22 protein-coding genes are annotated in these 25,696 nt (G+C 69.4%); 12 read left to right on the forward strand and 10 right to left on the reverse strand.

Annotated elements, in window-relative coordinates:
* Nucleotides 1-490: 490 nt before the first annotated feature.
* Nucleotides 491-2,044, reverse strand: a complete 1,554-nt coding sequence (locus ABZ880_RS51700; RefSeq protein WP_361278401.1) for an MFS transporter — start codon at nucleotides 2,042-2,044, stop codon at nucleotides 491-493.
* Between the two features lie 317 nt (nucleotides 2,045-2,361).
* Between ABZ880_RS51700 and ABZ880_RS51705 the strand changes: the two genes are divergently transcribed.
* Together ABZ880_RS51705 and ABZ880_RS51710 are read left to right on the forward strand one after the other, a co-directional pair.
* Entirely contained in the window at nucleotides 2,362-2,973 is a 612-nt protein-coding gene (locus tag ABZ880_RS51705; RefSeq protein WP_361278331.1) for a TetR family transcriptional regulator, read from the forward strand.
* 81 nt (nucleotides 2,974-3,054) lie between these two features.
* Nucleotides 3,055-4,629 carry an MDR family MFS transporter gene (locus tag ABZ880_RS51710; protein WP_361278334.1) on the forward strand — a complete coding sequence of 525 codons (1,575 nt, stop codon included), beginning with the start codon at nucleotides 3,055-3,057 and terminating at the stop codon, nucleotides 4,627-4,629.
* Between the two features lie 73 nt (nucleotides 4,630-4,702).
* Here ABZ880_RS51710 and ABZ880_RS51715 read toward each other — a convergent pair whose 3' ends face one another.
* On the reverse strand, nucleotides 4,703-5,575 hold the full coding sequence (locus ABZ880_RS51715) for a LysR substrate-binding domain-containing protein (RefSeq protein WP_361278336.1): 873 nt from the start codon (nucleotides 5,573-5,575) through the stop codon (nucleotides 4,703-4,705).
* A 151-nt stretch (nucleotides 5,576-5,726) separates the two neighbouring features.
* On the opposite strand from ABZ880_RS51715, the gene ABZ880_RS51720 reads away from it, so the two are divergent.
* From ABZ880_RS51720 to ABZ880_RS51765, 10 genes are all read left to right on the forward strand, one after another.
* Nucleotides 5,727-6,620 (forward strand): MBL fold metallo-hydrolase, encoded by an 894-nt coding sequence (locus tag ABZ880_RS51720; protein WP_361278338.1) that lies wholly within the window; start codon nucleotides 5,727-5,729, stop codon nucleotides 6,618-6,620.
* A 47-nt stretch (nucleotides 6,621-6,667) separates the two neighbouring features.
* Nucleotides 6,668-7,603, forward strand: coding sequence for a nuclear transport factor 2 family protein (locus ABZ880_RS51725; protein WP_361278340.1), 936 nt, complete (start codon nucleotides 6,668-6,670; stop codon nucleotides 7,601-7,603).
* Nucleotides 7,604-7,708: 105 nt separating this feature from the next.
* Complete coding sequence (locus tag ABZ880_RS51730) at nucleotides 7,709-8,500, forward strand: maleylpyruvate isomerase family mycothiol-dependent enzyme (protein ID WP_361278343.1); 792 nt, start codon at nucleotides 7,709-7,711, stop codon at nucleotides 8,498-8,500.
* Nucleotides 8,501-8,527: 27 nt separating this feature from the next.
* Entirely contained in the window at nucleotides 8,528-9,481 is a 954-nt protein-coding gene (locus ABZ880_RS51735) for an alpha/beta hydrolase (protein ID WP_361278345.1), read from the forward strand.
* A 2-nt stretch (nucleotides 9,482-9,483) separates the two neighbouring features.
* Complete coding sequence (locus ABZ880_RS51740) at nucleotides 9,484-10,179, forward strand: SDR family NAD(P)-dependent oxidoreductase (protein WP_361278347.1); 696 nt, start codon at nucleotides 9,484-9,486, stop codon at nucleotides 10,177-10,179.
* 131 nt (nucleotides 10,180-10,310) lie between these two features.
* Nucleotides 10,311-11,111 (forward strand): IclR family transcriptional regulator, encoded by an 801-nt coding sequence (locus tag ABZ880_RS51745; protein WP_361278349.1) that lies wholly within the window; start codon nucleotides 10,311-10,313, stop codon nucleotides 11,109-11,111.
* Nucleotides 11,112-11,120: 9 nt separating this feature from the next.
* Nucleotides 11,121-11,726 (forward strand): TetR/AcrR family transcriptional regulator, encoded by a 606-nt coding sequence (locus ABZ880_RS51750; protein ID WP_361278352.1) that lies wholly within the window; start codon nucleotides 11,121-11,123, stop codon nucleotides 11,724-11,726.
* 316 nt (nucleotides 11,727-12,042) lie between these two features.
* Entirely contained in the window at nucleotides 12,043-13,059 is a 1,017-nt protein-coding gene (locus tag ABZ880_RS51755; protein ID WP_361278355.1) for a LysR family transcriptional regulator, read from the forward strand.
* Nucleotides 13,060-13,789: 730 nt separating this feature from the next.
* Nucleotides 13,790-14,470: a nuclear transport factor 2 family protein gene (locus tag ABZ880_RS51760; protein ID WP_361278357.1), complete on the forward strand. Its 681-nt coding sequence runs from the start codon at nucleotides 13,790-13,792 to the stop codon at nucleotides 14,468-14,470.
* 38 nt (nucleotides 14,471-14,508) lie between these two features.
* Nucleotides 14,509-14,931, forward strand: coding sequence for a nuclear transport factor 2 family protein (locus ABZ880_RS51765; protein WP_361278359.1), 423 nt, complete (start codon nucleotides 14,509-14,511; stop codon nucleotides 14,929-14,931).
* Between the two features lie 251 nt (nucleotides 14,932-15,182).
* On the opposite strand, the gene ABZ880_RS51770 is transcribed toward ABZ880_RS51765, so the two are convergent.
* From ABZ880_RS51770 to ABZ880_RS51805, 8 genes are all read right to left on the reverse strand, one after another.
* On the reverse strand, nucleotides 15,183-16,715 hold the full coding sequence (locus tag ABZ880_RS51770) for an MFS transporter (protein ID WP_361278361.1): 1,533 nt from the start codon (nucleotides 16,713-16,715) through the stop codon (nucleotides 15,183-15,185).
* Between the two features lie 148 nt (nucleotides 16,716-16,863).
* Entirely contained in the window at nucleotides 16,864-17,634 is a 771-nt protein-coding gene (locus ABZ880_RS51775; protein WP_361278363.1) for an SDR family NAD(P)-dependent oxidoreductase, read from the reverse strand.
* Between the two features lie 184 nt (nucleotides 17,635-17,818).
* Nucleotides 17,819-19,309, reverse strand: a complete 1,491-nt coding sequence (locus ABZ880_RS51780) for an FAD-dependent oxidoreductase (protein ID WP_361278365.1) — start codon at nucleotides 19,307-19,309, stop codon at nucleotides 17,819-17,821.
* Nucleotides 19,310-19,400: 91 nt separating this feature from the next.
* Nucleotides 19,401-20,960 carry an ABC transporter substrate-binding protein gene (locus ABZ880_RS51785; RefSeq protein WP_361278367.1) on the reverse strand — a complete coding sequence of 520 codons (1,560 nt, stop codon included), beginning with the start codon at nucleotides 20,958-20,960 and terminating at the stop codon, nucleotides 19,401-19,403.
* 12 nt (nucleotides 20,961-20,972) lie between these two features.
* Nucleotides 20,973-21,653, reverse strand: coding sequence for a nuclear transport factor 2 family protein (locus ABZ880_RS51790; RefSeq protein ID WP_361278369.1), 681 nt, complete (start codon nucleotides 21,651-21,653; stop codon nucleotides 20,973-20,975).
* The gene (locus ABZ880_RS51795; protein ID WP_361278372.1) at nucleotides 21,650-22,660 is read right to left on the reverse strand and encodes an oligopeptide/dipeptide ABC transporter ATP-binding protein; all 1,011 of its coding nucleotides are present in this window, start codon (nucleotides 22,658-22,660) and stop codon (nucleotides 21,650-21,652) included. The genes ABZ880_RS51790 and ABZ880_RS51795 overlap by 4 nt, the downstream gene beginning before the upstream one ends.
* Nucleotides 22,657-24,603, reverse strand: coding sequence for a dipeptide/oligopeptide/nickel ABC transporter permease/ATP-binding protein (locus ABZ880_RS51800; RefSeq protein ID WP_361278374.1), 1,947 nt, complete (start codon nucleotides 24,601-24,603; stop codon nucleotides 22,657-22,659). Before ABZ880_RS51800 ends, ABZ880_RS51795 begins: the two co-directional genes overlap by 4 nt.
* Nucleotides 24,603-25,547 carry an ABC transporter permease gene (locus ABZ880_RS51805; protein WP_361278375.1) on the reverse strand — a complete coding sequence of 315 codons (945 nt, stop codon included), beginning with the start codon at nucleotides 25,545-25,547 and terminating at the stop codon, nucleotides 24,603-24,605. The genes ABZ880_RS51800 and ABZ880_RS51805 overlap by 1 nt, the downstream gene beginning before the upstream one ends.
* Nucleotides 25,548-25,696 lie beyond the last annotated feature (149 nt).

Genomic DNA, 25,696 nt, shown 5'->3' on the forward strand with positions numbered 1-25,696 from the left:
GGCCCCCCGCCGTCCACCGCCCCGTCTACAACACCTGCGCTGCGCCCCCCCCCCGCCACCTTGACCGCCCACCCATGCGGGCGGGCGTTCAAGGTGCCGTGGCGTGCCCCCGGCCGGGCTTGCGGCGCCCGGTTCGCGCGCCTGCAAGGCGCCGGACGCCACGATGAACGGACCGGGGACATCGCGCGGGCTGCCAGGGTCGCATCCGGGATGCCGGCTGCGTACCACCGGGGTGGCCCCTCCTGGAGCGCCTCGCCAGGGCGGTGCCCCGCGACGTGGTGTGGGGGATCACGGGCTCCGCGTTGCGGTTCGATGCCCCTGGCGAACCCCGTCGAGGCGGCGGTCCACGAAGCGCCGGGCTGCGGGGCGAACGCCCGAGTCGGCGTAGCCACCGTCTCCGGCCTGCGGATTCCGGCGCGTCGATCCCTTACACCACTCGGCGGACACTCGGCGGGACGCCGACTTCGGTGCAGACCGTCCCGTCCGTGCCCTACCGGACCGGATCGGGCAGCTTTCCGGGTCCCGCTCCCCCGGCGACCTGAGACGGCGTCTCCGATCCACCGGGAGATGTCGTGGCCGACCTCGGTCGCAGCAGGACGACGCCGACCACGGCGGCGAACAGCACCAGGCCGGCGGAGACACCGATGCACAGCCTCAGTCCGTCCAGGAACGCGTCCGAGACCGCACCGAGGGCCCGCCCGGCGTTCGCGCCCAGGTCCATGCGGGCCACGGCGCCCAGGCCTCCGGTGTCCACGGCCGCGGTGACCTGGTGCACCGTCGCGGCGGGTAGTCCGGCGTCGGTGAGATGACCGGGCAGGGAGTCGGTGGCCCTGGTGGTCAGCAGGGTGCCCAGCACGGCCGGTCCGAGTGCGCCGCCGACCTGTCGGAAGGCGTTGTTGCCCGCCGACGCCATGCCCGCCTGGTGGTGCGGCACGGCCGCGACCGCGGTGGCCGTCATGGGCGTGATGACGGTGCCGAGGCCCACCCCCAGCAGGAACAGCCGCCAGGCGAGGGAGACGAACGAGACATCGGCGTCGATGCCGATCAAGGAGAGCAGTGAGGCCGAGACCAGGAGCAGACCGGCGGTGATCAGGGCGCGCGGCGTGAACCGGTGCATCAGCTTCCCGGCCGGCATGCCCGCCAGGATCGCCCCGAAGGTGATCATGAAGAGTCGGTAGCCCGCCTCCAGGGTGTCGAGCTGCTGCACCATGCCGAAGAACAGGCTCAGCACGAAGAAGAAACCGATCATCCCCAGGAAGGTGATCATGGCGACCAGGGTGGTCGCCGTGAACGCCGGGCTGCGGAACAGCGTGAGGTCCAGCATCGGGCTGCTGCTGCGTCGCTCCACGAGGACGAAGGCGGCACCGGAGATCACCGCCAGGGACAGCGCAACCAGGACCTTGACGTCGGTGAACGAGTCGGCGCCGCCCTCGATGACGCCGTAGACCAGCGCGGTGATCGCCACCATGCCGGTGAGCTGGCCCGGCCAGTCCAGGCGGCGCGAACCGGGGGCACGGGAGTCGGGCACCAGCCGCGCGGCGACCACGATGGCGATCAGCGAGACCGGGACGGGCAGCAGGTAGATCCAGCGCCACGCGAAGTGTTCGATGATCACTCCGGACAGCAGCGGGCCCAGGTTGAGGGCCGCCATCAGGGCGGTCGCCCACAGGCCGATGAACTTGCCGCGCTCCCGGTGGTCCGGCACCGCATGGCTGATCAGCGCCAGCGTGGTCGGCAGGAGGGCCGCCGCCCCGAGCCCGGCGACCGCCTGCCCCACCCACAGGACCTCGACGGACTGCGCGCTCAGGGCGATGGCGGCCCCTCCCCCGGCCATCGCCAGACCCGCGAGATAGACCTTCTTGCGACCGTGTACGTCACCGAAGACCCCGGCGGTCAGAATGAGTGCGGCCATGGACAGGACGAACGCGTCCGTCACCCAGGCCAGTTGGGACGTGGACGCGTGCAGCGCCCGCTGGATGGCCGGCAGGCTCACCGAGACGGTGGTCACCGGCAGGTAGGCGATGAACACGCCGAGGCAGGCCATGACGAGCGTGACCGCCCGCCCCTCGCCAGGCGCCTCCGCCCTTGTCGTGCCGTTCACGAGAATTCCCTTCCATGACGCCGTGCGCCGAGTCAACTGCAATCGGAGACAGCGTCGGCCCCGATGCGTGCACAGGCCAGCCACAGGGGGTGGAACGCGGAAAACCGATATCCGGGCCGGGTGTGACGCGGATTTCCGACGTGGACCGCAGGGCTCCGGCTACAGGCCCTGCCGACCTGTGGCCCACGTCACCCAAACTTGCAGCCGTCGCATCTAGTGCAGGTTCAGAACTCTTTGCAGAGTGTGCAAGAATCTGTCTCATGGCTCGCCCCACCGAAAGCCTGCGTGAGCGCAGGCGCCGTGAGACACGACGGGAGATTCACGCCGCCACCCTGCGGCTGGCCGGGGAACACGGCTTCGACAAGGTCACCACCGAGATGATCAGCGAAGAGGCCGGAGTCTCCCCGCGTACCTTCTTCAACTACTTCCCGAGCAAGGAAGCGGCGGTCATCCAGGAGCCGCCGCAACCCTCGCAGGAGTACGTCGACGCCTTCATCGAAGCCGGGACGGCACAACCGCGCGAAGTGCTCGCGGATCTCACCCGGTTCCTCCTGCAGGGCATGGTCGACCACCCACCGAAGCGCGACGAGTTCCAGGCCACGTTCGGAGCGGCCGCCGAGCACCCACCCGTCCTCGCCGCGCTGCTCGCCCGCTTCCAGGCGTTCGAGCGGACCCTGGCGGCGATGGTGGCGACCCGCACACAGCAGGACCCGGGGGACGAGTTGCCCCGTCTGATGGCCGCCCTCGCCATGACCGCCGTGAAGACCGGCATGGAGAGCTGGGCGTCGGCCGACCCCACCGACGAACACGACAGCCCGATCCCGTACATCGAGCGCGTGCTCGCGGTGCTCCGCGGCCTTCTCGCCCCCTGACCACACCCCGTCCCACCTCTTCCGACCCGCCCACCCCGGACGCGGCAGCCCGCGTACCGCCCCCTGTCTTCGGAGTGACCCGTGACCGACACCATCCCGGCCGAGGAGGCGGAGGAGAGCGACTCCTCCGGCCTTCCTCCGCACTTCGCCCTGATCTTCGCCGGCCTGATGGCCGCGATGCTGCTTTCCTCCCTCGACCAGACGATCGTCGCCACCGCGCTGCCCACGATCGTCGGTGAGCTGCACGGCGTCAGCCACATGGCGTGGGTGACGACCGCGTACATCCTCGCCGCCACGATCGGCATGCCCGTGTACGGCCGCTTCGGCGACCTGGTGGGCCGCAAGGCCCTGTTCCTCAGCGGAATCGGCATCTTCATCACCGGCTCCGTGATCGCAGGCGCCGCGCCCAACATGACCACGCTGATCATCGGCCGCGCGGTCCAGGGCCTGGGCGGAGGCGGTCTGATGATCACCTCCCAGGCGATCATCGCCGACCTCGTACCGCCCCGGCAGCGCGCCAAGTACATGGCTCCCATCGGGGCCGTCTTCGGTCTGTCCGCGGTGGTCGGACCGCTGCTCGGCGGATTCTTCACCGACCACGCCAACTGGCGCTGGTGCTTCTGGATCAACCTCCCGATCGGCCTCGTCGCCCTCGCTGTGTGCGCCTACGCGCTGCGTCTGCCGCGCCGCTCCGGCAAGGTCACCATCGACTACACGGGCATCGCCCTGATGGCCGCCGCCGTCACCGGCACCGTGCTCGTCGCGGACTGGGGAGGCACCGACTACGGCTGGACGGACCCGGTGATCCTCGCTCTCGGTGCGGGCACGGTCGCCGTCTGGACGCTGTTCTTCCTCTCGCAGCGCCGTTCGCCGGAGCCGATCATCCCGCTGCGCCTGTTCCGCAGTCCGATCTTCAACATCGCCACGCTGATCAGCATGATCATGGTGGGCATCGGCATGTTCGCGGTGATCGGCTACCTGCCGACCTATCTGCAGATGGTGTACGGGGTGAGCGCGACCGAATCCGGACTGCTGCTGCTTCCCATGGTGGTGGGCATCATGGCGACGGCCGTCCCGTCCGGCCAGCTGATCAGCAAGACGGGGCGCTACAAGGTCTACCCGATCATCGGCGCCGTCCTGATCGGCGTCACCGCGCTGCTGATGTCCCTGACCCTCGACATCGACACGCCGATCGCGCTGATCCTCGGATACGTGTTCCTGCTCGGCGCCGGCTGCGGTCTGCTGATGCAGAACCTCGTCCTGGCCGTGCAGAACGCCTTCCCGGCCAGCGAGGTCGGAACCGCCACCTCCGCGAACAACTTCTTCCGCGAGATCGGCGCCACCCTGGGCACGGCGGCCGTCGGCGCCATCTTCACGCACCGGCTCACCGACCAGCTGGCCGCCCGCCTGCCAGGCGGAGCACTCAAGGCCACCGGTGACACCAACTCCCTCACCCCGGCCGCGGTGCACGCGCTGCCCGACAAGATCCAGGACGCCGTGGTCAGCTCCTACCAGCACGCGCTGACCCCGGTCTTCGGATACCTGGTGCCGCTGTTCGCCGTGGGCGTGGTGCTGGCCTTCCTGCTTCCGGAGAAGCCCCTGTCCGACACCAACGCCGAGACGGAGACCGATGCCGGGGTGCCCGTCGCCCCGTAGGCCGACACACCTCCCGGCTCCGGTCCGCCCCCTCCCGTGTCCCCGCGGTGAGGGGGCGGACCCGTGTCCGGCCTCAGTCGGCGGTCGTCACCGAGCCGTAGAACCTGGCCGCGATGTCGGTGAACGAACGGATCAGCGGGTCGGCGTTGGTACTGCTCCACGCCACGACCAGTCGGCTCTCGGGCATGTCGGTGACGGGAACGCAGACCAGCCCGGCGGGCAACACGTGCCCGAGCGGCATCAGCCCGACCGTGCCGTTCCACAGGACCGCCTGGACGCACTCGTGGACCGTGCGCACCACGGGTCCCTCCCGCAGCTCTCCGCTGGCGGCACTCCAGTACGCGCGCCAGACCGGGTCGCTGTCCTCGGGAAGCCGGAACCACCGCCGCCCGGCGAGGTCGGCGACGGCCAGGCTGTCCCGCCCGGCCAGCAGGTCGTCGGTGCGCAGTACCGCGCCGACGGGGTCGGAACGCAGTACCCGGACAGTGATGCCCGTGTCGTCGAACGGCCATCTGGTGAGGGCCACGTCGACCAGACCGCCGTGCAGACCCGTGGTGGGATCGGTGAGGTCCGCCTCGCGGACCCGCACGTCGACATCCGGGTGCAGCTTCCTAAACGCCTCGACGAGACCGGCCCCGGCCTCGTCCGCGCTGTCGGCGAGAGTGCCGATGGTCAGGGCGGCGGTACCGGACATCGCCGCGACCCGGGCCCGAACGTGCTCGGCCTGGTCGAGAAGTGTCCGGGCCTCGTCGTAGAGGGCACTGCCCGCGGCGGTGAGGGAGACCCCGGTGGCCGACCGGTGCAGCAGGACGGCACCGAGGTCGGCCTCCAGCTGCTTGACCGCCCGGCTCAGCGGTGGCTGGGTCATGTGCAGGCGCAGCGCGGCGCGCCCGAAGTGGCGTTCCTCGGCGACGGCGACGAAGTAGCGCAGGGAGCGTAGGTCCATCACCAGCAACGATACCGGCACGGCATGGGGGTTGCGCAATGGGTGTTGGACACCCCGATCAGGACACGGTGAGGTGGACAGCAGACCATCCGCCGGGCCGTGGCGCGGCGGTGTCGCGCCCAGCAGCCAAGGACGACGAAGGAGCCGTTTCATGGCCCAACACCCGGCACCCGAGCCCTCTGCGCACGTCATTCGCCCCCGGGAGCTCGCCCGCGACCTCCTGCTGATTCCTCAGCTGCCGGGCGAGCTGGCGGCCAACATGGGCGTCATCGGGGGAACGCACTCCGTACTCGTCGTCGAGACGGGCATGGGCCCGCGCAACGGGGAGGCCCTGCTCCGGTTCGCGACGGAGTACGCCCGTGGACGCAGGATCTACCTGACGACCACCCACTTCCACCCCGAACACGCCTTCGGCGCCCAGGCCTTCGCCGGCGAGGCGGAGTACCTGGTGAACCGGGCGCAGGCCAAGGACCTGTCCACGAAGGGGGCCGGCTACCTGGACATGTTCCGCGGGTTCGGCGGGCCCATCGCCGAACAGCTGGAGGGCGTCGAACTGGTCTCCCCGGACGTCGTCTACGACCACACCCATGTCCTCGACCTCGGCAGCCGCGTGGTGCAGCTGCGCGCCACCGGCCGGGCCCACACCCTGGGCGACCAGGTGATCACGGTTCCGGACGCGGGCGTGATGTTCACGGGCGACCTGGTCGAGGCCGGGCAGTTCTCGATCTTCCCCTGGTTCCCGCCGTACGACACCGACGTGTCCGGCACCCGCTGGATCACCGTGATGGAGAAGCTCCTCGCCGAACAGCCCGAGGTGGTCGTACCCGGCCACGGCGCCGTCGGCGGCCCCCAGTTGCTCGCCGACGTCCGGGACTACCTCCGGCTGCTGCGCGACGAGACCTGGCGGCGCCGGGACTCCGCGGTGAGCGAGGAGACGATCGTGGCGGAGGTCACCGCGCTGATGCTCGACCGTCATCCGGAGTGGATCGGCCAGGAGTGGATCGAGAAGGGCGTCGGCTGCCTGTGCGCCGAGCACGCCCACTGAATACCAGCACACACCTCCCACCCATCGCATCCCAGGAGGGCACACCCGTGCCGAGAACCCCGATCACCCGCCGCAGAGCCGTCACCACCGCACTCGCGGCAGCCGCCTTCGTGGGCGTCGGCGCCCTGCCCGCCGCCGCGCGGCCCGGCGGCGCACTCCCCCGCACCGGTGGCGGACAGGGCGACTGCGCCGACCTCGAGTACCAGAAGCGGGTCTCGGTCCGTCTGCAGAAAGCGCTGTGGCAGGACGGCGACACCTCCCTGGTGGACGAGTTCGTCAGCCCCACCTACATCCAGCACAACCCGCTGGCCGCGGACGGTCCCGAAGTGCTCAAGGCCATCGCCACCGCCGTGCACCAGCAGTTCCCCGACGAGAAGTTCAACATCGTCAGGGTGCTGTCCGAGGGCGACCTCGTGGTGATGCACACCCACCAGGTCTTCGTGCCCGGGACCCCCGGCCGGAACGTCATCGACATCGTGCGGTTCGCACACGGGAAGATCGCGGAGCACTGGGACATCATCCAGGACGTGCCCTCGACCCCGTCGGTCGGCGGCCACGACATGTTCGCCACGCTCAGCAGCCCGCGCACCGACCAGCCGGGCCCGCAGCGGCTGACGGCCCGCAGCAAGCGGGTCGTCCTTGAGTACGTCAACCGGCTGGCACGCCAGGACCTGTCCGTCCTCGACGACCTGCTGGCTCCCGACGTCATCCAGCACAACCCCAACCTCCCCGACGGCGCGAAGGCCACCAAGGCCGTCTACGCCGACCACTTCAAGCAGTTCCCGGAGCTGACGTTCGACCTGAAGCGGATCGTCGCCGAGGGCGACCTGGTGGCGGTGCACGCGCACCTCGTCGACACGCCCGGAGCGCTCGGCCAGGCCGTCGCCGAGATCTTCCGGGTGCGCGACGGGAAGATCATCGAGCACTGGGACGACTTCCAGGACGTACCGGCCACCTCCCAGAACGACAACACCATGTTCTGATGCACACCAGGTCTGCGTCCGGTGGGCAGGACCCGCTCACGGGTCCTGCCCACCGGGCCCCGCCCACGTCGAACTCCCCGTCCGACCCCGACCACAGGAGCAGCTATGGGCAACGCCGACGCGGTCATCGCGATCCTCCGCAACGGACACGACTCCCTCGCCGAGTCGGTGTCCGGCTTCAGCGACGACGACCTCTCCCGCCCCTCGGGCGCGGCAGAGTGGGACGTCTCCCAGGTCCTCAGCCACCTGGGCAGTGGTGCCGAGATCTTCGAGACCCGTCTCCGCGCCGCCGTCGAGAACACCGAGTACCCCGGCCCCGATCTCAACCAGGGCATCTGGGACAGGTGGAACGCCATGACCCGACGGGAACGCGCCGACGGCTTCCTCCGAGCGAACGGCTCCCTCATCGCACTCTACGAATCCCTGGACGCCCCCACGCGCGACAAACTCCACATCAACATGGGCTTCCTGCCCGAACCGGTCGACGTGGCCACCTCGGCGCGGCTGCGCCTGAGCGAGTTCGCCCTGCACTCCTGGGACGTGACGGTCGCCTTCGACGAGACGGCCACGCTCCCCTCGGACGCCGCCGCGGCCCTGCTGCACGCCAAGCCGGACATGCTCGCCTGGGTGGGCAGAACGGACGCGCTCGAAGGCCGCACCGCCGTCATCCACGTCACCACATCCGACCCCGACTCCGTCTTCGCACTGCGGCTGCAGGCACCCGTCAGCGTGGAGTTCGACGTGCCCGAGCAGTCCGAGGGCACTCTCCGGCTCCCCGCCGAAGCCTGGCTGCGACTGGTCGCGGGAAGGCTCGCCGACCGGTACACCCCGGTCAGCGTGACCACGACGGGCGCCACCGACCTCGACCTGCTCCGCCGGGTCTTCCCCGGCTACTAGAGACCACGCCGAGAGGCAGCACCGATCATGGCCACGCACACCCCCCACACCCCCCACACCCTCGACGTCCCGGGCGCCCGGCTGCACTACGAAGTTCGCGCCAACGTGTCCAGCGACGAGCCGACCCTCCTCCTCATCGGCACGCCGCAGGGCGCCGCCGAGTTCTCACCCCTCGCCCGGCGGTTCGCCGACCGCACCGTGGTGACCTACGACCCGCGCGGGACCAGGCGCAGCGTGCGTACCGACGGCGCCGTCGAGTCGACGCCCGTCCAGCACGCCGACGACCTCGACCGGCTGATCTCCGCACTGGGCGACGGCCCCGTGGACGTGTTCGGCACCGGGGGCGGGGCGGTCAACGGGCTGGCTCTGGTGAGCCGGCGCCCGGCGGGCGTCCGGACACTCGTCGCGCACGAGCCTCCGGCCGCCCGGCTTCTGCCGGACCACGCCGTGGTACTGGCCGCGTGCAGGAACATCAACCGGACCTACCGGCAGGCGGGCCGCAACGCGGCCACGGCGCAGTTCCTGGAACTCGTCGGCCAGAACGGCCCGCTGCCGGCCGACTATCCCGACCGGCCGGCGCCGGACCCGGCCGACTACGGGCTGAAGCCGGACGACGACGGTTCCCGCGACCATGCGCTCTTCGCCCAGAACCTCCTCTCCATCGTGTCCTACGTGTACGACTTCGAGGCACTGCGCACCGCATCGACCCGCATCGTGCCCGCGGTGGGTGCCGGATCGGGGGGCCAGTTCGCCAGCCGGGCCACCCTGGCCCTGGCCGACCGCCTCGGCAGCGCGACGATCACTCTGCCCAGCGACCATCGCGGGTTCCTGGACGTCGACGACACGTCGCTCACGCTCGCCGACTTCGGGACGAAACTGCGGGAGGTCCTCACCGATCGGACGTCCCCGGGAACCCGACCGAACGTCTCCACGCAGGAGGCCCGAGCCGCGTCCTTGACGCCCTCCTCACATCCGGAGTGAGCATGCCGACCACACTCATCACGGGATCCGGCAAGGGTCTCGGCTTCGAGACGGCCCGCCGTCTGGCGGAGGACGGGCACAGCGTCTACGTCACCGACCGTGACACCCGCCTCGGCGAGGAGGCCGCCGCGCGGATCGGCGCCCGCTTCCTGCCGCTCGACGTCACCGACGAGGACTCCGTCAAGGCCGCCGTCGAACAGGTCCGCGAGGACGCGGGCCACCTCGACGTCCTCGTCAACAACGCCGGCATTGCCGGCAGCCGCAAACCGGTCGGCGAGACCACCGCCGCCGACCTGCGGGCCACCTACGACACGAACGTCTTCGGGGTGGTGCGTGTCACCCACGCCTTCCTGCCGCTCCTGCAGACGAGCGACAACGCCGTGGTCGTCAACGTCGGCAGTGGACTCGGGTCACCCGCGGCGCACGACGACCCCGCACGGCCCGAGTTCCAGGTGCTGATGCTGGACTACAACTCCTCCAAGACCGCCCTGGTCATGATCACCGCGCAGTACGCCAAGGCGTTTCCGGGCATCCGGTTCAACACGGTGGACCCCGGCTACACGGCGACGGACTTCAACGGCAACACGGGGCTCAAAACCGTCCAGCAGGGTGCCGAGATCATCGTCCGTATGGCCCGCATCGGCGCCGACGGACCGACCGGCGGCTTCTTCGACGAGGACGGGCCGGTCGTCTGGTGACCTCCTGCCCGCCGACCGGAGTCATGAATTTCCCGGACATCGGAACGGCACTGCTTATTGCGTGAGCCGGAATAGGGGTCATAGCATCCACTAGAACGATGGTTCTAGCCTCAACGCGGAGGTCAGGCCCCATGATCGACCAGTCCCCAGCGGGCAGCGGGATCCCTTCCGGGGCCGTGGCACCGTCCGTGCTGTGGAAAGCGTTTGACGTACTCAGCGCGTTCAACCACAAGGAACGCGTGCTCACCCTCGCCCGGATCGCACGTCAGAGCGGCCTGCCCAAGTCGACAGTGCACCGAGTGCTCGCCATGCTCTCCGACATCGGAGCCGTGGAGCAGCACGAGGGCGGTTACCGCATCGGGCTTCGCATGTTCACCCTCGGAGCGCTACCACCGGAGGCCGCCCTCCGAGAGACGGCGCTCGTCCATCTCGAAGAGCTCCACCGCTACACCGGCCAGACCCTGCACCTGGCGGTGCTGCGTGGCTCCGATGTCGTGTATCTGGAGAAACTGCCCAGCCGCAAGAGCCTGCCCACACCGGCCACCGTGGGTGATCGACTCCCCGCGCACTGCACCGCGGTGGGCAAGGTACTCCTGGCCTACTCCGGCGACAACGTCACGGCGACCGCGCTCGCCGGGCCGCTGCAACGCAGGACCGCCAAGTCACTGGCGTCCACGGAACAGATCCGGAGCCAGCTGGAGACGATCAGGACGCGCGGTTACGCGGCCGATCGCGAGGAGGCGGCCGACGGTCTGGCGTGCATGGCCGTACCCGTACTGGTCGGCGAGCGCATCGTCGCGGCGGTCTCGGTGGCGTTCCCGGCGTCCGCGGGCAGTGGTCAGGTGCTGATCAATGCGCTGCGCCAGGCGGCTGTGGCGATTTCCAGGTCGACGGCCATGGTGTCCACCGATCTCCTGGCTACCACCGAGTAGAGGCGGCGAATGGACACCTCACGGAACCAGATCCTGGACGCCGCGGAACACCTGTTCGGCACCCATGGCTACGCGAATGTGAGTATCCATCAGGTGTGCGCGGCGTCCGGTCTGCCGGTCGGATCCGTGTACCACCACTTCGGGAGCAAGGCAGGCGTGCTCAGAGCGGTGCTCCAGCGCGGCATGCGGTCGTTCTTCGACGAGTTGCCCTGGTTCGACGACCTGGAGGGTTCCCCGTTCGACCGACTGGCCGCGCACTACGCCATCGCGGGCGACCTCATCGCCAAACGGCTCTCGTTGTTCCGGCTCTTCGCCTCGCTGCAGTTGCACCAGGCCGAGAACGAGGAAGTCCAGTCGATCGTCGACGCCAGCGTGCAGCGTGGCTACGAGCGGGTCGTCGTCTTCATCGAGGCCGTCGCCGACTGCTGTGGTGTCCGGGACTCCCTGGAGTGCGCGAGGGAACTCGCGACGCTCAACATGGTGTTCACCACCGGGCTTGTGGCTTCGGGCGGCAGCGCCGGGATCGACATCAGGACAGGCATCGGCCGACACCTGCACCGGCTCATCCTGGCATCGATCCTGGACCGTGTCCCGGGCCCGCAGACCGATGGGTGAGCTGTTCCGCCATCAGGCCGGCAGCCGGATCCCACCTGCCTGATCCACCGTCCGCCGGCTCGGAGAAGCCGCTGAAGAGGTACTCACCAAGCCCACCCGGCCTAGGCCCCCGGCCCACGAAGGCGAGCCCGCCGAGGAGACGCCAGCCGGGGCGGACCACGCGGCCGGCCCGCTCCGGCCTTCTGACCTGCATACATTCAGCGGTCCGATGGCAGCCATCCGATCCGTGCCGGTTCCTTCCCTTCCACGGGCGGAATCCGATCGTTACGCTCCGATTTCAACCGAGCTTCAACGACGCGGCCGGAAGGAGACTCCCATGGGTCTCGGAGCGATCGACCTGAACCTTCTGGTGGCGCTGGAAGCCCTCCTGGAGGAGAAGAACGTCACCCACGCGGGCGCCCGGCTGAACACCAGCCAGTCCGCGATGAGCGGCTCGCTGGCCCGGCTGCGCCGGCACTTCAACGACGAGCTGCTGGTGCGGGTCGGCCGCGAGTACGAGCTGACGCCACTGGCGGAGCGGCTGCTCCCGGTCGTGGGGGCCTCGTTGCACAAGGCCGAGGAAGCGCTGTCACTGACCCGTCACTTCGACCCGGCCCAGGCACGCCAGCGCTTCTCGGTCGTCATGTCCGACTACGTCATGACGATCCTGGTGGAGCCGCTGCTGCGGGCCATCGCCGTGGAGGCGCCCGGCGTCCGCATCGACTTCCACCCCCTTGTGCACGGTGAGCCGGAGACCGACACACACCTGCGCTGCCACGACCTGATGATCGCCCCCCTCGGATACCAGCTGCCGGGCGTCAGCGAGACCGTCATGCACGACCGGTTCGTCTGCATCGTCGACCCCGACAACCCACGGTTGACCGACGGGCGGCTCGCACTGCGCGACCTGGCGGAGATGCCCCACGCCGCGTCCGCGTTCGGCAAGAGCCTCACCCCCACGGACCGGCAACTCGAAACCCTCGGTATCACCGCGAGGGTCCAGGTCAGTACCCCGGGCTTCAGCGTCCTGCCCTTCCTGGTCAGCGGCACCGACATGGTCGCCCTGGTGCCCGAACGGCTCGCCCGGCGCTACGAACGATTCGCACGCTGTCTCGCGGTGCCGACACCGTTCCCCGACGTCCCCCTGGTCGAGGCCATGCACTGGCACCCCCACCGGCACGCCGACCCCGCCCACCGCTGGCTGCGCGAGACCGTGCGCAAGGTCGGGGCCCTGCTGGACGAACCGGTTCGGCCCCCCGTCCAGAGCGGCGTCCTTCCGGCGCACGAGGCGCTCGACCCTGCGGACGTCGGCCACCTTCTGCATGCCCTGCCGCGGCTCACCGCCGTGAACTGAGTCGAGTGCGGCTCGACCATCGTCCCGCCCGGTGGTTCAAAAGCCCGCAAGCGCCGGCCACCCTCGGGCGGGTTCCAGAGACCGCCCCGTCGACCGTCACCGAGAGCCGCCGTCCCCGGCGCCGCCGCGTCCGGCTCGGGCGAGCGGCACCAAAGCGGCACTCCGTGCCGGTCCACGCTCATGTGTCGCGCACGGTCGCTGTCGGGCGCGCGTCAGGCACGACAGCCACCGGCGAGGCGGACATCCTGCGACGCAACCCCACGTCCCCTGCCTCGACTTGAGTCCTGGCGTCGGCGATGCCTGCCATCGCGGATCACCGTTTCTCCCGGAGTCGCTTCCGTGGTTGCCTGACAGCGTCCCTCACTCCCGAACTCCTCGCACCCGGCACACGCACGGGCGCCCTCCCAGGACGGTATCCATGGCACTCCGGTCGAGAACGACGCGCACCTGGCCAGGGCGGAGGTCTCGGCCCCACCCCAGGGCGACGTGTGGTGGCTCCGGTCCGGCGTTCGAGGGCGGGTTGCGCTGGCCCTCGACGGACACGCTCCGGGACAGTTTCGCCGACAACGTGGCGACCGCCTGGCCGCCGAGACCGTCACCCCAGCACCGACCAGCTCGTTCAACGGCAGTTGAGCGCCTCGGGACCAGTAACGGACATGTCCTCGGGCACGTCCGACAGGCCCTCCTCCCGACCAGATTCCCCGATCCCCTACCGAGAGGAAACAGCGACATGAGCGACGAGAGCGACGCGTTGCGCCGACGACTCGAACGTCTGGAGGCCATACAGGAGATACAGAACCTGATGGGTCGCCGCGCCTTCCTGCACTCCGCCGGCATGAACGACCATGAGTTCGAGGAGTGCTGGTCGACCCGCGACGACATCTGCTTCGAGGCCGAGGACTGGGGGGTCTGGGACGGCCGCGAGGCGATCATCGCCGCCTACGTCAAGGAGAATCCCTTCCCCGCGGGCACCGCGGGCCTGCTGATCGAGCACTGCCTGACCACCCAGGTCGTCGAGATCGCAGAGGACGGCGAGACCGCCAAGGGAGTGTGGATATCCCCCGGGCACGAGACCTTCCCCATCGTGCCGGACGAGCCGCCGAAGCCGCACTGGTCCTGGGGCCGGTACAGCGTCGACTTCGTTCGGGAGAACGGCCAGTGGCGGATCTGGCACCTGCACGTCCTGACGACGTTCCGCACGCCCTACGACCGCAGCTGGGTGGACGCGGCGCTGAACCGGCCCGAGTACTTTCCCGAGGAGGGCGCCACGATGGAGGGCATGACACCGCCCACCCGTCCGGTGACCTTCAACCAGCCCTACCACCCGGACAAGGCGCCGGCCTACCAGCCCGTTCCGCCGCGCCCCTACCGGGACTGGTCGGACACCACCTCCTACACCGACCCGCTGTAGCGGCATCCGCGCCCACCCGGCACCGCACTGGAGGCACCGTGGACAGGCCCACCTACGACGACTACATCCGCCGCTTCAACGCGGAGGACAACACCGCCTTCGACGACTACCTGCACCCCGACATGAGAATGCTGAACGGAACCCTGGAGTTCCAGGGAGTCCAGGGTATGAAGGACCACTACGCCAAGATCTGGGGGAAGTTCCGCGAAACACTGAACGTCGAGCGGTTCGTCAGCGACGGTGAGACCGTCGCCGTACGCATGCACACCCACTTCGAAGCGCTCGCAGACCAACCGGACTCACTCTTCGGCCCCGTGCGCAAGGGCGAGTCGATCGACTACCGCGGGATCATCATGTACGAGCTAAGGGACGGGAAGTTCGCGTCCATCCAGGTCTCGTACAACAGTTTCACCGCGACCGACCTCGACGGCAGGACGGCTGAGCACGGCATCCCCCATTAGCCAGGCCACTGCCGGCTAGCCCCGCGTACGTGCAGGGACCCGATTGTCTGTCGTCGGGTCCCTGCACGTTTCCTCGCGGACCCTCGGCGTCCGGGAATCCGCTCGCCACGCTCCGGCCCGGCCCGGGCCTCGGGCAAAGGGCCGCTGGCAGGAGGCACCAGGTCCCGAGGGAGACGGCGCAAGGCATCGGCGACGGAACACGGAGACCGGCAACCCCGGGCTCGGGGCTGCCGGTCTCCGTGTGTCCCAGGTCAGGCCGAGGCCGTCTCCACGACGCCCTTGCCGACCTCGGTGGCTTCGCGAGCGGGGTTCCTCCGCACCAGGAACAGCGTGACCACCACGCCCAACAGCGAGGCACAGCCGCAGATCACCACGCCCACCGCCATCCCGTGGCCCAGAGCCTCCCTGGCTGCCGCACGGGCGCTCTCTCCGCCGGCGCTCACCACGGCGAGCGGTCCTGCCGCCGCCTCCATGCCGGCGTCGGCGCCACTCAGTTTCCCGGCCAACGCGGAGGAGGCAAGGCTGAGCGCCACGGTGCTGATGACCGCCGGGCCCAACGCCTGGCCGAACTCGCGCACGAGACTGGTCGCGCCGCTGGCCATGCCGGTCTTCTCGATCGGCACGGCGTTGACTGCGGCCGATGTCAACGAGGACACGACGCAGATGAACCCGATGCCCAGCAGCAGCACCGGACCTATGAAGGCGGTCAGGGACGTGGTGGTGATGGGCAGCGCCGCGATCCAGAACTGACCGGCGGCCATCGGCAGCAGACCGCCCGTCAGCAGCCAACGCGCGTCGACGCGGGTGAGCATCCGGCTCAGCACGGGTGCCAGCAGCAGCGGGATCGTCTGCAGGATCACGAACGGCAGGGCCGCCCGCAGGGCGCTCAGATGCATGACGGCGCCGAGACGGATCGACACCACGTACCCCGTGCCGATGAAGCCGAACATGCCGACCAGGGCGACGACCGAGGACGCGGCAAACGACGGGATCCTCAGCAGGCCGAGGTTGAACATCGGTGACTCGGCCCGCTTCTCCGCGACGACGAAGGCGACCAGGGCCACCGCGGCCAGGGAGAGCGCACCGACGATGGCGGTACTGCTCCAACCCCGCTCACCGCCCTCGATGACGCCCCACAGCAGAGCGGTGAGGCCCACGGCGACGGTCATCTGTCCGGGCCAGTCGAGTGCGCGGCCTTCCGGGGACCGGGAGTCGGTGACGAGGACCCAGGAGGAGACGGCGACGGTCAAGCCGAGGACGATCGGCGGTACGAACGCCCAGCGGAAGTCGGCGACGGTGGCCAGCACACCGGAGGACAGCGGGCCCACGGCCGAGGCGAGGGAGATGCTCAGCGCCCAGGTGGACACCGCCTTGGCACGGTCCTTCTCCTCCGGGGTCTCGGCGGCGATCACGGCGAGAGAGCTCGGAAAGAGCGCGGCGGCACCGATACCGGCCAGCGCCTGGCCGGTCCACAGCATCGTCACGTTCTGAGATGTGGCATTGAGCAGCTCACCGAGGGCCAGGACGAATCCGCCGAGCACCAGGAGCCGCTTGCGGCCGAAGAGGTCGCCCACCACACCGAAATTGAGCTCCAGGATGGCCGTGGGAAGGATGAAGGCGAGAGTCACCCAGGCCACCTGCGAACCGGAGGCTCCGAAAGCAGTCTGAATTTCACCGTTGATGGGTGCGGGAACCGTAATACACATCTGAGCGGCTGCAACCGCGAGGCAACACGCTATGAGCGTTCGCCGGTCGATTCGTTTCGATGAGATCGATCGTGTCATGGCATGTTCCCTCACTCTGCGGTTTTCTCCATGTGTCCGATGGGATTCCCCCAAGGGCGCTCCCCCAGGTGACGTCGGCACCGGGCGGACCGGCCGGCCGAAACCCCGTCAGGTCGCCGACATGATCGAGCTGCGGGGTCATCTCCGGTCAGCCCGCCATGGCGCTGTCGCCGCCGTCGACCATGAGATTGGCGCCGTTGACGAATGCCGCCTCGTCGGAGCAGAGGAAGGCGGCGGCCCGCGCGATGTCCTCCGGCTGCCCCACGCGCCCCACCGGGATCCGCGCCTCCAGGTGCGCCTTCGGCCCGTTCGGGTCGTCCAGGAACGGCGCGGTCGCGGCGGTGCGAATCATGCCGGGGGCGATGGTGTTGACCCGGATGCGGTGCGGGGCGCCGGCCGCGCACAGGTGCTTGCTCATCGCCAGCACCCCGCCCTTGGCCGCGCCGTGCGGCACCATCGGCATGAACGGCGCGCCGCGTACAGCGGCCACCGAAGCGACGTTCAGGACGGCCCCGCCGCCCCGCGCGATCAGGTGCGGCCAGGCGGCCCGGGTGCAGAAGTAGGGGATGTCCAGCTCGTTCTTGATGGTGAAGTACCAGTCCTCGGCCGGCATCGTCTCGAACGGGCCGTTCCGCAGCGCGGAGGCGTTGTTGTAGAGGATGTCGATCCCGCCGAAGGCCGCGATCCCGGCACCGATCCACTCCAGCGCGCCGGCTTCGGTGGACAGGTCGACGGGCGCGAGGGACCGCATCACTCCGCCTGACTTCTCGACGAGTTCCACGGTTTCCGCCGCGTTGTCCTCGTCGAGGTCGCAACCGAATACGAGCGCACCTTCCGCGGCAAATACCTGAGCTGCCATCCGACCTATTCCGGCACCCGTCCCACTGATGAAGGCGATTTTCCCGGACAGTCGATCCATGATTTCCGTATCCTTCGTTTCGAGCCGCCGGAATGCGGTGGTGGCAGCTTAGAATCAGCCGATAAGCAGGACAATGAACGGAGCGGAAGAGCGCCATCGAGGTTTCACATGGCTGGTATTGGAAGGCGTTGATCTCCAGGCTGTGACGGATCCGGCGGACGGTGCCGGGATGCGGCCCGTTCGGTCAGCGCTCTCCTCCGCGGTCGGGCGTCCCGCGGTTCACGACCAGTGCCGCGTGGCCGCCGGTGATCCGGCCGATGGTGTGGCTGAGTCCCTGGATCAGGCCCGCGAAGACGAAGGGGTAGGTGTCGCCGAAGACGTGCGCGGCGTCGCGGCCGATGACATACAGCCCCGGTACCGGCCTGCGCCGTTCGTCGAGTGCCCGTCCGTACTCGTCGGTCGCGACGCCGCCGGCGCTGCCGTAGCTGCCGAGGCAGAACTTCGCCGCGTAGTACGGTCCGTCCGGGCCGAGGGGACGCAGGTACCGCCCTTCCTTGAAGAAGCCCTCGTCCACGCCCCGGGCGCAGGCACCGTCGTACTCGGCGACCGTGGCCTGCAGCTGATCCGCCGGCATACCGGTCTGTGCGGCGAGTTCGCCCAGCGTGTCGGCGCGGAACAGGAACCGGTAACCCGAATCGACGGCGCTCTGCACCTGCTTGGCCAACGGGGCGAGGCTGCCCGGAGCATGGTGCATCCCGAACAGCTGGAAGTCGAGCCCCTGCTCGCGCAGTTGGCGGTCGACCCGGTCGCTGAGAAGCATGTAGGCGTGACTGCCCGGCTGGCAGCGTACGGCGTTCGCGGCGTCGGCGGGGTTTCGCATGACCGACTCGTCGACGAAGCGCAGACCGTTGTCGTTGACCAGCAGCCCTGCCTGCCGGAACGCGCTGAGCTCGGGCATGGTGCCGCCGGGACCGCCGAACGGGTCGGGCAGGTAGATGTAGGTCTCCAGCATGGTCGGTGACGTGCCCGCACCCGCGTCCCAGGCCATCTGCAGGCCCTCGCCCTGGTGCTGGGGGTGGGTGAACATCTCGAAGGTGAACAGGTCGTGCCCCTGCCGCAGGCCGGTGTAGCGCTCGATCAGGTCGGGGTTGCCCTGATAACCGCCGGTAGCGAGAACCGTGGACCGGGCCAGGAGTGTCTGGGGGCCGTCGGCATCCTCCAGCTCTGCCCCGCGGACCACGCCCTCCCGGGTGATCAGCCGGAGCGCGCGCGTGTTGAGGAGGAACTCGACACCAAGCGCGCGGGCGTGCCGTTCCAGCACGTCGGCGATGACCGGGTCGTGGGGGGTGTCACGGATGTGCCACACCGGCTGGGCGCCGTTGTAGTAGGCGATGACGTGGTCGAACGTGATGCCCAGCTCGTTGAACCAGGTGACGGTCGACGCGGAGTTGCGCAGCAACGCGGACACGACCCGGCCGTCGGCCCGCCACCTCGAGTGCTCCATCAGGATGCGGTAGGCCTCGGCCAGGGACGGTCCGAGGTGACGGGTCTGCTGCATCCAGCTCTCGACCGCGAAGGTGCCGATGCTGCCCGGGTTGATCCGGTACGGTCCGCCGAGGTAGTCGGTCTTCTCCACGACGACCACCCGGGCGCCGGCCTGAGCCGCGCTCACCGCGGCGGTCAGCCCTGCGCCGCCTGCGCCGATGACAAGGACGTCGATGATCGGTTCGGTCACGGTCGTGCTACCTCGATTCGTCAGGGGGGATCGCGACGGCGGGTCCGGTGCCGGACCCGCCCCGCGGCTCGTGTCAGTGCGGTGAGAGGGCTCAGGCTGCGGGGGACATGTACCAGAGGTCCGGGGTGATCACGGTCGACGGGGCATCGATCTTGATCTTGTCGACGTTGTACGAGTAGGCCGTCTTGAAAAGCACCGGAGTCAGCAGCCAGGCCTGCTTCTGCGCGTAGGCGGCGAGTTCGGCGTAGTACGTCTCCCGCTGTTTCGCGTCAGTGGTCGCCGTCGCCTGCGCGAGCAGTTCCTGGATCCTCGCGTCGGAGTTCTTCTGCGGGTTGTAGATCGACGACGGGGTCAGTGAGTTCACGACGTCGCTGTAGGTCTGTCCGGTGATGTTGGTGACGAAGGTGGCCATCGCCCACTTCCCGGACATCGTCTGCTGGAAGATGTCGCTGCTGTGGCTTGAGAGCTCCACCTTGACACCGACCTTGGCGAGCTGAGCGGCCAATGCCTGCTCCATCCTCGCGAACTGGGCGTTGATCACCGCCTTGACGGTGAACCCGTTCGGGTACCCGGCGGCCTTCAGCAGGGCCTTGGCCTTCGCCGGGTCGTAGGTGTAGTGGCTGTCCAGCGCGGAGCTGTACCCGTCACTGTCCGAGCTGTACGGGACCGAGCCGTTGACCACGCCGGCACCCTGCTGGACGGCGTCGAGGAGTTGCTTGCGGTTGACGGCGTAGTTCAGCGCCTGGCGCACCCGCACGTCCTTGAGGGGCTTGCTGATCCGTCCCTTCAGGTCCTGGAACACCAGCCCCAGGATGCTGACCGCTCCGCCGTATCCCTTCTTCATGCCGGCAACACCCACCGACGGGTCGGACAGGGTCAGATAGTCGACCTTGCCCGCTCGTGCCGCGTTCACCATGGCGGTCGTGTCGGTCATGATCCGCACCGTCAGTTTGTCGAACCGCTCGACCTTGTCGGCGGCCCAGTAGTCCGGGTTCTTCACGAACACGTAGGTCTGCTGGTTGGTCGTCGCCTTCGCGTCGAGGATGTACGGGCCACTGCCGACCGGAGTGGAGGCGAGCGTCTTGGGGTGTGCCAGCGCCTTCGTGCTGACCATCCAGCCCGCCCAACGGGAGAACGACCAGGGGAGGTCGGGGTTGGCCTGGCTGAGCTGGATCCTGACCTCGTACTTGCCGCTCACCACGACGGACTTGATCGAGTCGAGGTAGGCGCTGTCGCCCTGGTTCTTCGGGTTGACGGTCTTGCCGTAGTCCAGGTTCGCCTTGACCGTCTCGGCCGTGAAGTGCGTGCCGTCGGTGAAGTCCACGTCGTCCCGGAGCTTCAGCACGAGTGTCTTCGAGTCCGTGTATTTCCAGGAGGTGGCCAGCCACGGCGCGACCTCGCCGTCGGGCAGTTGCCGGGTCAGGGTGTCGTACGGTGCCTGGACGGCGTAATTCGAGATCCAGGAGCTCCACGGGTCGAGCGAGTTGCCCATGGAGAACGCCGCGATCGTGACGACGTTCTTCGAACCCTTCGCCGAGTCCTGGGTCTCACCCGCGGTGGTGCAGCCTGCGACAAGTGAGACGAGGACGGAGAGGAGGGCGAGGACACGGGCCGTTCTGCGGCCCGTGCGTGCGCGGGTCGGTCCTTGCATGGAAAGCATCCTTCATTCGAGGGGATCGGTGTAACTCGTGACCTCGCTCCATGTCCGGTACGGCTGCGGCGGCACAGGCTGGTGGGCGGGGGCGGCGTCGGGGTGGTATGGCTGGTTGAAGGTGACGGGCCGGGTGGGCGGGGTGATGCCGTCCATCACCTGGCCGGCCCGGGTGAAGTGGTCCGGTGCGCGCAGGGCGGAGTCGACCCAGCTCTGGGCGTACGGGGTCCGGAACGTGGCGAGGACGTGCAGGTGCCAGACGCGCCACTCACCGTCGTCGCGCACGAAGTCGACCGAGTAGCGCCCCCAGCACCAGTGCGGCTCGGGTGGCCCGCAGGGAACGACCGGGAACGTCTCGTGGCCGGGGGAGATCCAGACGCCCTTGGCGGTCTCGAAGTCGTCGGCGACCTCGATGACGGCGGTCGTCAGCGGGTGCTCGATCAGCATGCCCTTGGTGCCGTCCGGGAACGGATTGCCGTCCACGTACGCCTGGCGTACCGCGGCCCGGCCCTCCCAGACGCCCCAGTCCTCCGCCTCGAAGGCCATGTCGTCACGGCGTGACCAGCACTCGTCGAGCTCCGCGGCGTTCAGACCGGGCGAGTGCACGTAGGCGCGACGCGCCATCAACCGCTCGATCGCGTGCCGGTGTTCCAGGCGTTCGACGCGGTGCGTCAGGACGGCGATGTCGATCACTGTCCCGCACCTCCGGTCCGGGGACCGGCTTCCGGGTGGTCCACGTCCGGGTCGAACAGATGGCAGGCGACCGTGCGGTCCTCGACAGGGAGCTCGCGCGGCCGGCGCGTCCAGCACACGTCCGCGGCACTGGGACAGCGGGGAGCGAACGGGCATCCGTCCGCCGGCGGCTCGGCCGCGTCGACGGTGGCGCGCAGCTCGCGGCGGGCGCTGCGGCGACGCCGCTGTTCGTCGGGGTCCAGACCGGGCACGGCGAGCACCAGTGCTCTGGTGTAGGGGTGTCGCGGGTCGTCGCCCACCACCCGGGCGGGTCCCGACTCCATGACACGGCCCCGGTACAGCACGACCACACGGTCGGCGAATCCGGCCACGAGGGGCAGATCATGGGCGATGAACAGGTACGCCACCCCCGTCTCGTCCTGGATCTGCGCCAACAGGTCGACGACGTTCTCCCGGGTGAGTACGTCGAGGGCGCTGGTCGCCTCGTCACACACGACGAGACGCGGCCGCGGAGCGAGCGCGCGGGCGATCCCGATCCGCTGCCGCTGGCCGCCGGAGAACCCGCGGGGCAGCCGGTGGACGGCGTCGGCGGGCAGCTCGACCTGCTGGAGCATGTCCGTGATGCGGTCGCCCGCCGCGCGGGACGACAGCCCGTGCCGCACCTCCAGCGGCTCACGCAGCGTCGCCCCGATACGCCGGGACGGGTTGAGCGAGCCGTAGGGATCCTGGAAGACGACCTGCAGGCGGGAACGCGCCTCCGTGCCGTCCGGGCCGGCGAGGTCGACACCCTCGAACCGGATGACTCCCCCGGACGTCGGCACGAGCCCGAGCACAGCCCGCCCGATGGTCGACTTCCCGGCGCCGGACTCGCCGACCAGCCCGACGGTCTCGCCCGCGCGCACGGTGAACGACACGTCGTCGATGACCGTGACGGGCTTGGCGAACATCCCCCGGCGGCGGTACCTCACGCTCAGGTGCTCCACATGCAGCAGCGGTTCCTCAGTCACGGCTCAACCCTCCCGGGGATCGTGGAGTCGGCAGCGTCCGGGGCGGCCAGGCCCGGGCGGGGGTCACGGTCCGGTACGCGTGGCTCCGGCACGTGGTGACCCGGTGCGGATCCGTCGGGGGGCGTCCGAGGTGTCGTACGGTCACGCCGCGGACGGCTGGAGGCGGCCCGAAGCAGCTCGCGGGTGTACTCGTGCCTCGGACGGGCGAGCACGTCGCGTACGGCGCCGGTCTCGACCACCCGTCCGCGGCGCATCACGGCCACCGAATCGGCCATGTCGGCGACGACCCCCATGTCGTGGGTGATGAGCACGAGGGTCATGCCGAGCCGCTCCCGCAGCGACTGCAGAAGGTCGAGGATCTCGGCCTGGACGGTGACGTCGAGCGCCGTCGTCGGCTCGTCGGCCACGACCAGCTCCGGCTCCGCCGAGATCGCCAGGGCGATGACCACACGCTGCGCCATGCCGCCGGACAGCTGGTGGGGATAACTGCGCAGCACGTGGTCGACCCGGGAGATACCGACCAACGACAGCAGCTCGGCCGCCCGGCGTCGCGCCGCCGAGCGGCTGACACGTCCGTGACTGCGAATGACCTCGACCAGCTGCGAGCGCACCGTGAAGCACGGGTCGAGGGCGCGGAGCGGTTCCTGGGCGACGTAGGCGATCCTGCTGCCCCGCAGCCGACGGAATCGGCGTTCCGGGAGGCCGCTGACGGTCTGTCCGTCGAAGACGATCCGACCCGAGGTCACCTCGGCCTGGGGCGGCAGCAGTTTGGCGATCGACAGCGCGGTCAGCGTCTTTCCGGAGCCCGACTCACCGACGAGGGCCAGTGTCTCGCCCCGACGTACCACCAGGCTCACCCGGTCGACCAGTCGGTCCTCGCCCCGGGCCTCGGGGATGCACACCGTCAGGTCCTCCAGCCGCAGCAGAGCGGACCCGTCCGCGACGCCGCCCGGTGTGGCATCGGCAGCGGAGGTCCCCTCCGGGCCGGCCGCCTCGACCGCACCGGCGGCCCGGCTGCGCCGTCGCGGCTTGACCGCCGTCCCGCCCGTCTGCGACGGCATGACCCGCAGGAAGGCCGATCCCAGGGCGTTGATCGACATGATCGTGAGGATCACCACGGCGCCCACCGGGACCATGAGCCACGGATCCTGGGTGAGGTTCTGCGACGCCTCGTACGTCATCTGCCCCCAGCTGGGCTTCTCGGGATCGAAGCCCAGTGAGAGGAACGACAGGGAGGTCAGGAAGACGAAGATGCCGCCGTAGGCAAGAAAGGCCTGGACGATCAGCGGACCCGCGACGTTGGGGAGGATGTGCCGGCCGAGAATCCGCCGACGCGTCAGCCGGGCGACCCGGGCGGCGTCGACGTAGAGCAGATTGCGGGCCGCGACCGTCGACGATCGCACCAGCCGGACGATCGCACCGCCTCCGGTGACGCCCATGACCAGTGTCATGACGGTGAGGTTGTTGTCCGTCGCCGCCGCCACGGCCAGGACGAACACCACGGCGGGGATGGAGAAGAGCACGTTGACGAGGAAGCCGACCGCCTCGTCGACACGGCCCCCGACGTATCCGGCGAGCAGCCCGAGAGGGACGCCGACGACGTACGAGACGAACACCGGGATGAGTGCCACGAGCAGCAGTTCGCCGCCGCCGTGCACCAGCCTGGACAGCACGTCGCGCCCGAGGGCGTCGGTACCCAGCCAGTGCGCCGCCGAGGGGCCGTCCAGCACCTGCCCGAGGTTCTGGGAGGCCGGGTCCTGCAGCCCGAGGTGGTTGGCGCCGAGACTGACGAACACCACCACCAGCAGCCACAGCAGCGCCGGCCACACGGTGGCACGGCAGAGAGCCGCGCGCAGCGCGCCGAGCCTGCCCTCCGGGGCGGTCGGCGTCGAGCCGGTCCCGGAACGGCGCGCGGGGTCGGTTGTGGGGAGCAGATCCGGCATCAGGCCCTCGCCCTCGGATCGAGCCAGCCGACCAGCAGGTCGACGGCCAGGTTCGTGATGACGACGAGAACGCAGAACGTGACGACCGTGGCCTGGACGACCGTGAGGTCGTGGTTGTTGACCGACTGGATCATCAACGCGCCGAGACCGGGCAGGCTGAAGATCGACTCGACGATGACCACGCCACCGAGCAGGAAGACGAACATCATGCCGAGATACGCGATCACCGGGACGAGCCCGTTGCGCAGGACGTGCTTGAACAGGATGCGGCCCGGTGACATACCGGTCGATCGCAGCGTGCGCAGGAAGTCCTGCCCCAGCGTCTCCCGCAGGGAGGCGCGGGCCTGGAAGGCGACCTGGCCGATCGCGGTGACCGCGACCGCGACCGCCGGCAGGGTGACGTGCAGCAGCCACTGGTTCGGCGAGTCGCTCAGGGCGCTGTAGTCGGTGGCGTAGAAGATCCGGTACCGGATCGCCAGGAAGTAGATGAGCAGGGAAGCCAGCCAGAAGGGGGGCACCGCCATCGCGACGCTCGACGCCGTCTGCACCACCGTGTCCCAGACGCCGCCGCGCAGAGCCGCGAGCAGTCCGAGCCCGATTCCCACGACGGCGGTGAGGACGAGGCCGACCACCGCGACGGAGACCGTCACGGGCAGGGCCTTGAACACCTGCTGAATCGCCGGTGTGTTCGAGGTGATCGAGTCGCCGAAGTCGCCGTGCAGGGCTCTGACCAGCCACTGCCCGTACTCGGTGAGCAAGGGCTGGTCAAGGCCCAGCGAATGCTCGAGGTCGCCGATCTGCTGCCTGGAGGCACCGGCTCCCAGGAGGAACTCCGCGGGGCTGCCGGGGATGAGCTGCAGCAGGCCGAAAGTGAGCGTGGCGACGATGAAGACGGTCGGCACTGCGGTTGCGAGTCGGATCGCCACCATGCGAATCCGGGCCATGAAGTCGTCCTTCCGTGCGGCGCTCTGTGCTGCCGCCTCGGAGTCTGGACGGCGCACCGGCCTGCGGTGAAGGAGTTGAGTTGCCGACGAACGGCATACCTCGCATCAGCAGACGTCATGCCGTCGCCCCTTCCGTGCCGGGCCCTGCG

The organism is Streptomyces sp. NPDC047043 (assembly GCF_040644055.1).
In the GTDB taxonomy this organism is placed as follows: Bacteria; Actinomycetota; Actinomycetes; order Streptomycetales; family Streptomycetaceae; genus Streptomyces.

What these genes read in the sequence shown, in the direction of transcription:
- ABZ880_RS51700 (WP_361278401.1), bottom strand. Translation starts at nt 2,044, where the DNA reads ATGGCCTGCCTCGGCGTGTTCATCGCCTACCTGCCGGTGACCACCGTC.
- ABZ880_RS51705 (WP_361278331.1), top strand. Translation starts at nt 2,362, where the DNA reads ATGGCTCGCCCCACCGAAAGCCTGCGTGAGCGCAGGCGCCGTGAGACA.
- ABZ880_RS51715 (WP_361278336.1), bottom strand. Translation starts at nt 5,575, where the DNA reads ATGGACCTACGCTCCCTGCGCTACTTCGTCGCCGTCGCCGAGGAACGC.
- ABZ880_RS51720 (WP_361278338.1), top strand. Translation starts at nt 5,727, where the DNA reads ATGGCCCAACACCCGGCACCCGAGCCCTCTGCGCACGTCATTCGCCCC.
- ABZ880_RS51730 (WP_361278343.1), top strand. Translation starts at nt 7,709, where the DNA reads ATGGGCAACGCCGACGCGGTCATCGCGATCCTCCGCAACGGACACGAC.
- ABZ880_RS51735 (WP_361278345.1), top strand. Translation starts at nt 8,528, where the DNA reads ATGGCCACGCACACCCCCCACACCCCCCACACCCTCGACGTCCCGGGC.
- ABZ880_RS51740 (WP_361278347.1), top strand. Translation starts at nt 9,484, where the DNA reads ATGCCGACCACACTCATCACGGGATCCGGCAAGGGTCTCGGCTTCGAG.
- ABZ880_RS51745 (WP_361278349.1), top strand. Translation starts at nt 10,311, where the DNA reads ATGATCGACCAGTCCCCAGCGGGCAGCGGGATCCCTTCCGGGGCCGTG.
- ABZ880_RS51750 (WP_361278352.1), top strand. Translation starts at nt 11,121, where the DNA reads ATGGACACCTCACGGAACCAGATCCTGGACGCCGCGGAACACCTGTTC.
- ABZ880_RS51755 (WP_361278355.1), top strand. Translation starts at nt 12,043, where the DNA reads ATGGGTCTCGGAGCGATCGACCTGAACCTTCTGGTGGCGCTGGAAGCC.
- ABZ880_RS51760 (WP_361278357.1), top strand. Translation starts at nt 13,790, where the DNA reads ATGAGCGACGAGAGCGACGCGTTGCGCCGACGACTCGAACGTCTGGAG.
- ABZ880_RS51770 (WP_361278361.1), bottom strand. Translation starts at nt 16,715, where the DNA reads ATGACACGATCGATCTCATCGAAACGAATCGACCGGCGAACGCTCATA.
- ABZ880_RS51775 (WP_361278363.1), bottom strand. Translation starts at nt 17,634, where the DNA reads ATGGATCGACTGTCCGGGAAAATCGCCTTCATCAGTGGGACGGGTGCC.
- ABZ880_RS51785 (WP_361278367.1), bottom strand. Translation starts at nt 20,960, where the DNA reads ATGCAAGGACCGACCCGCGCACGCACGGGCCGCAGAACGGCCCGTGTC.
- ABZ880_RS51800 (WP_361278374.1), bottom strand. Translation starts at nt 24,603, where the DNA reads ATGCCGGATCTGCTCCCCACAACCGACCCCGCGCGCCGTTCCGGGACC.
- ABZ880_RS51805 (WP_361278375.1), bottom strand. Translation starts at nt 25,547, where the DNA reads ATGGCCCGGATTCGCATGGTGGCGATCCGACTCGCAACCGCAGTGCCG.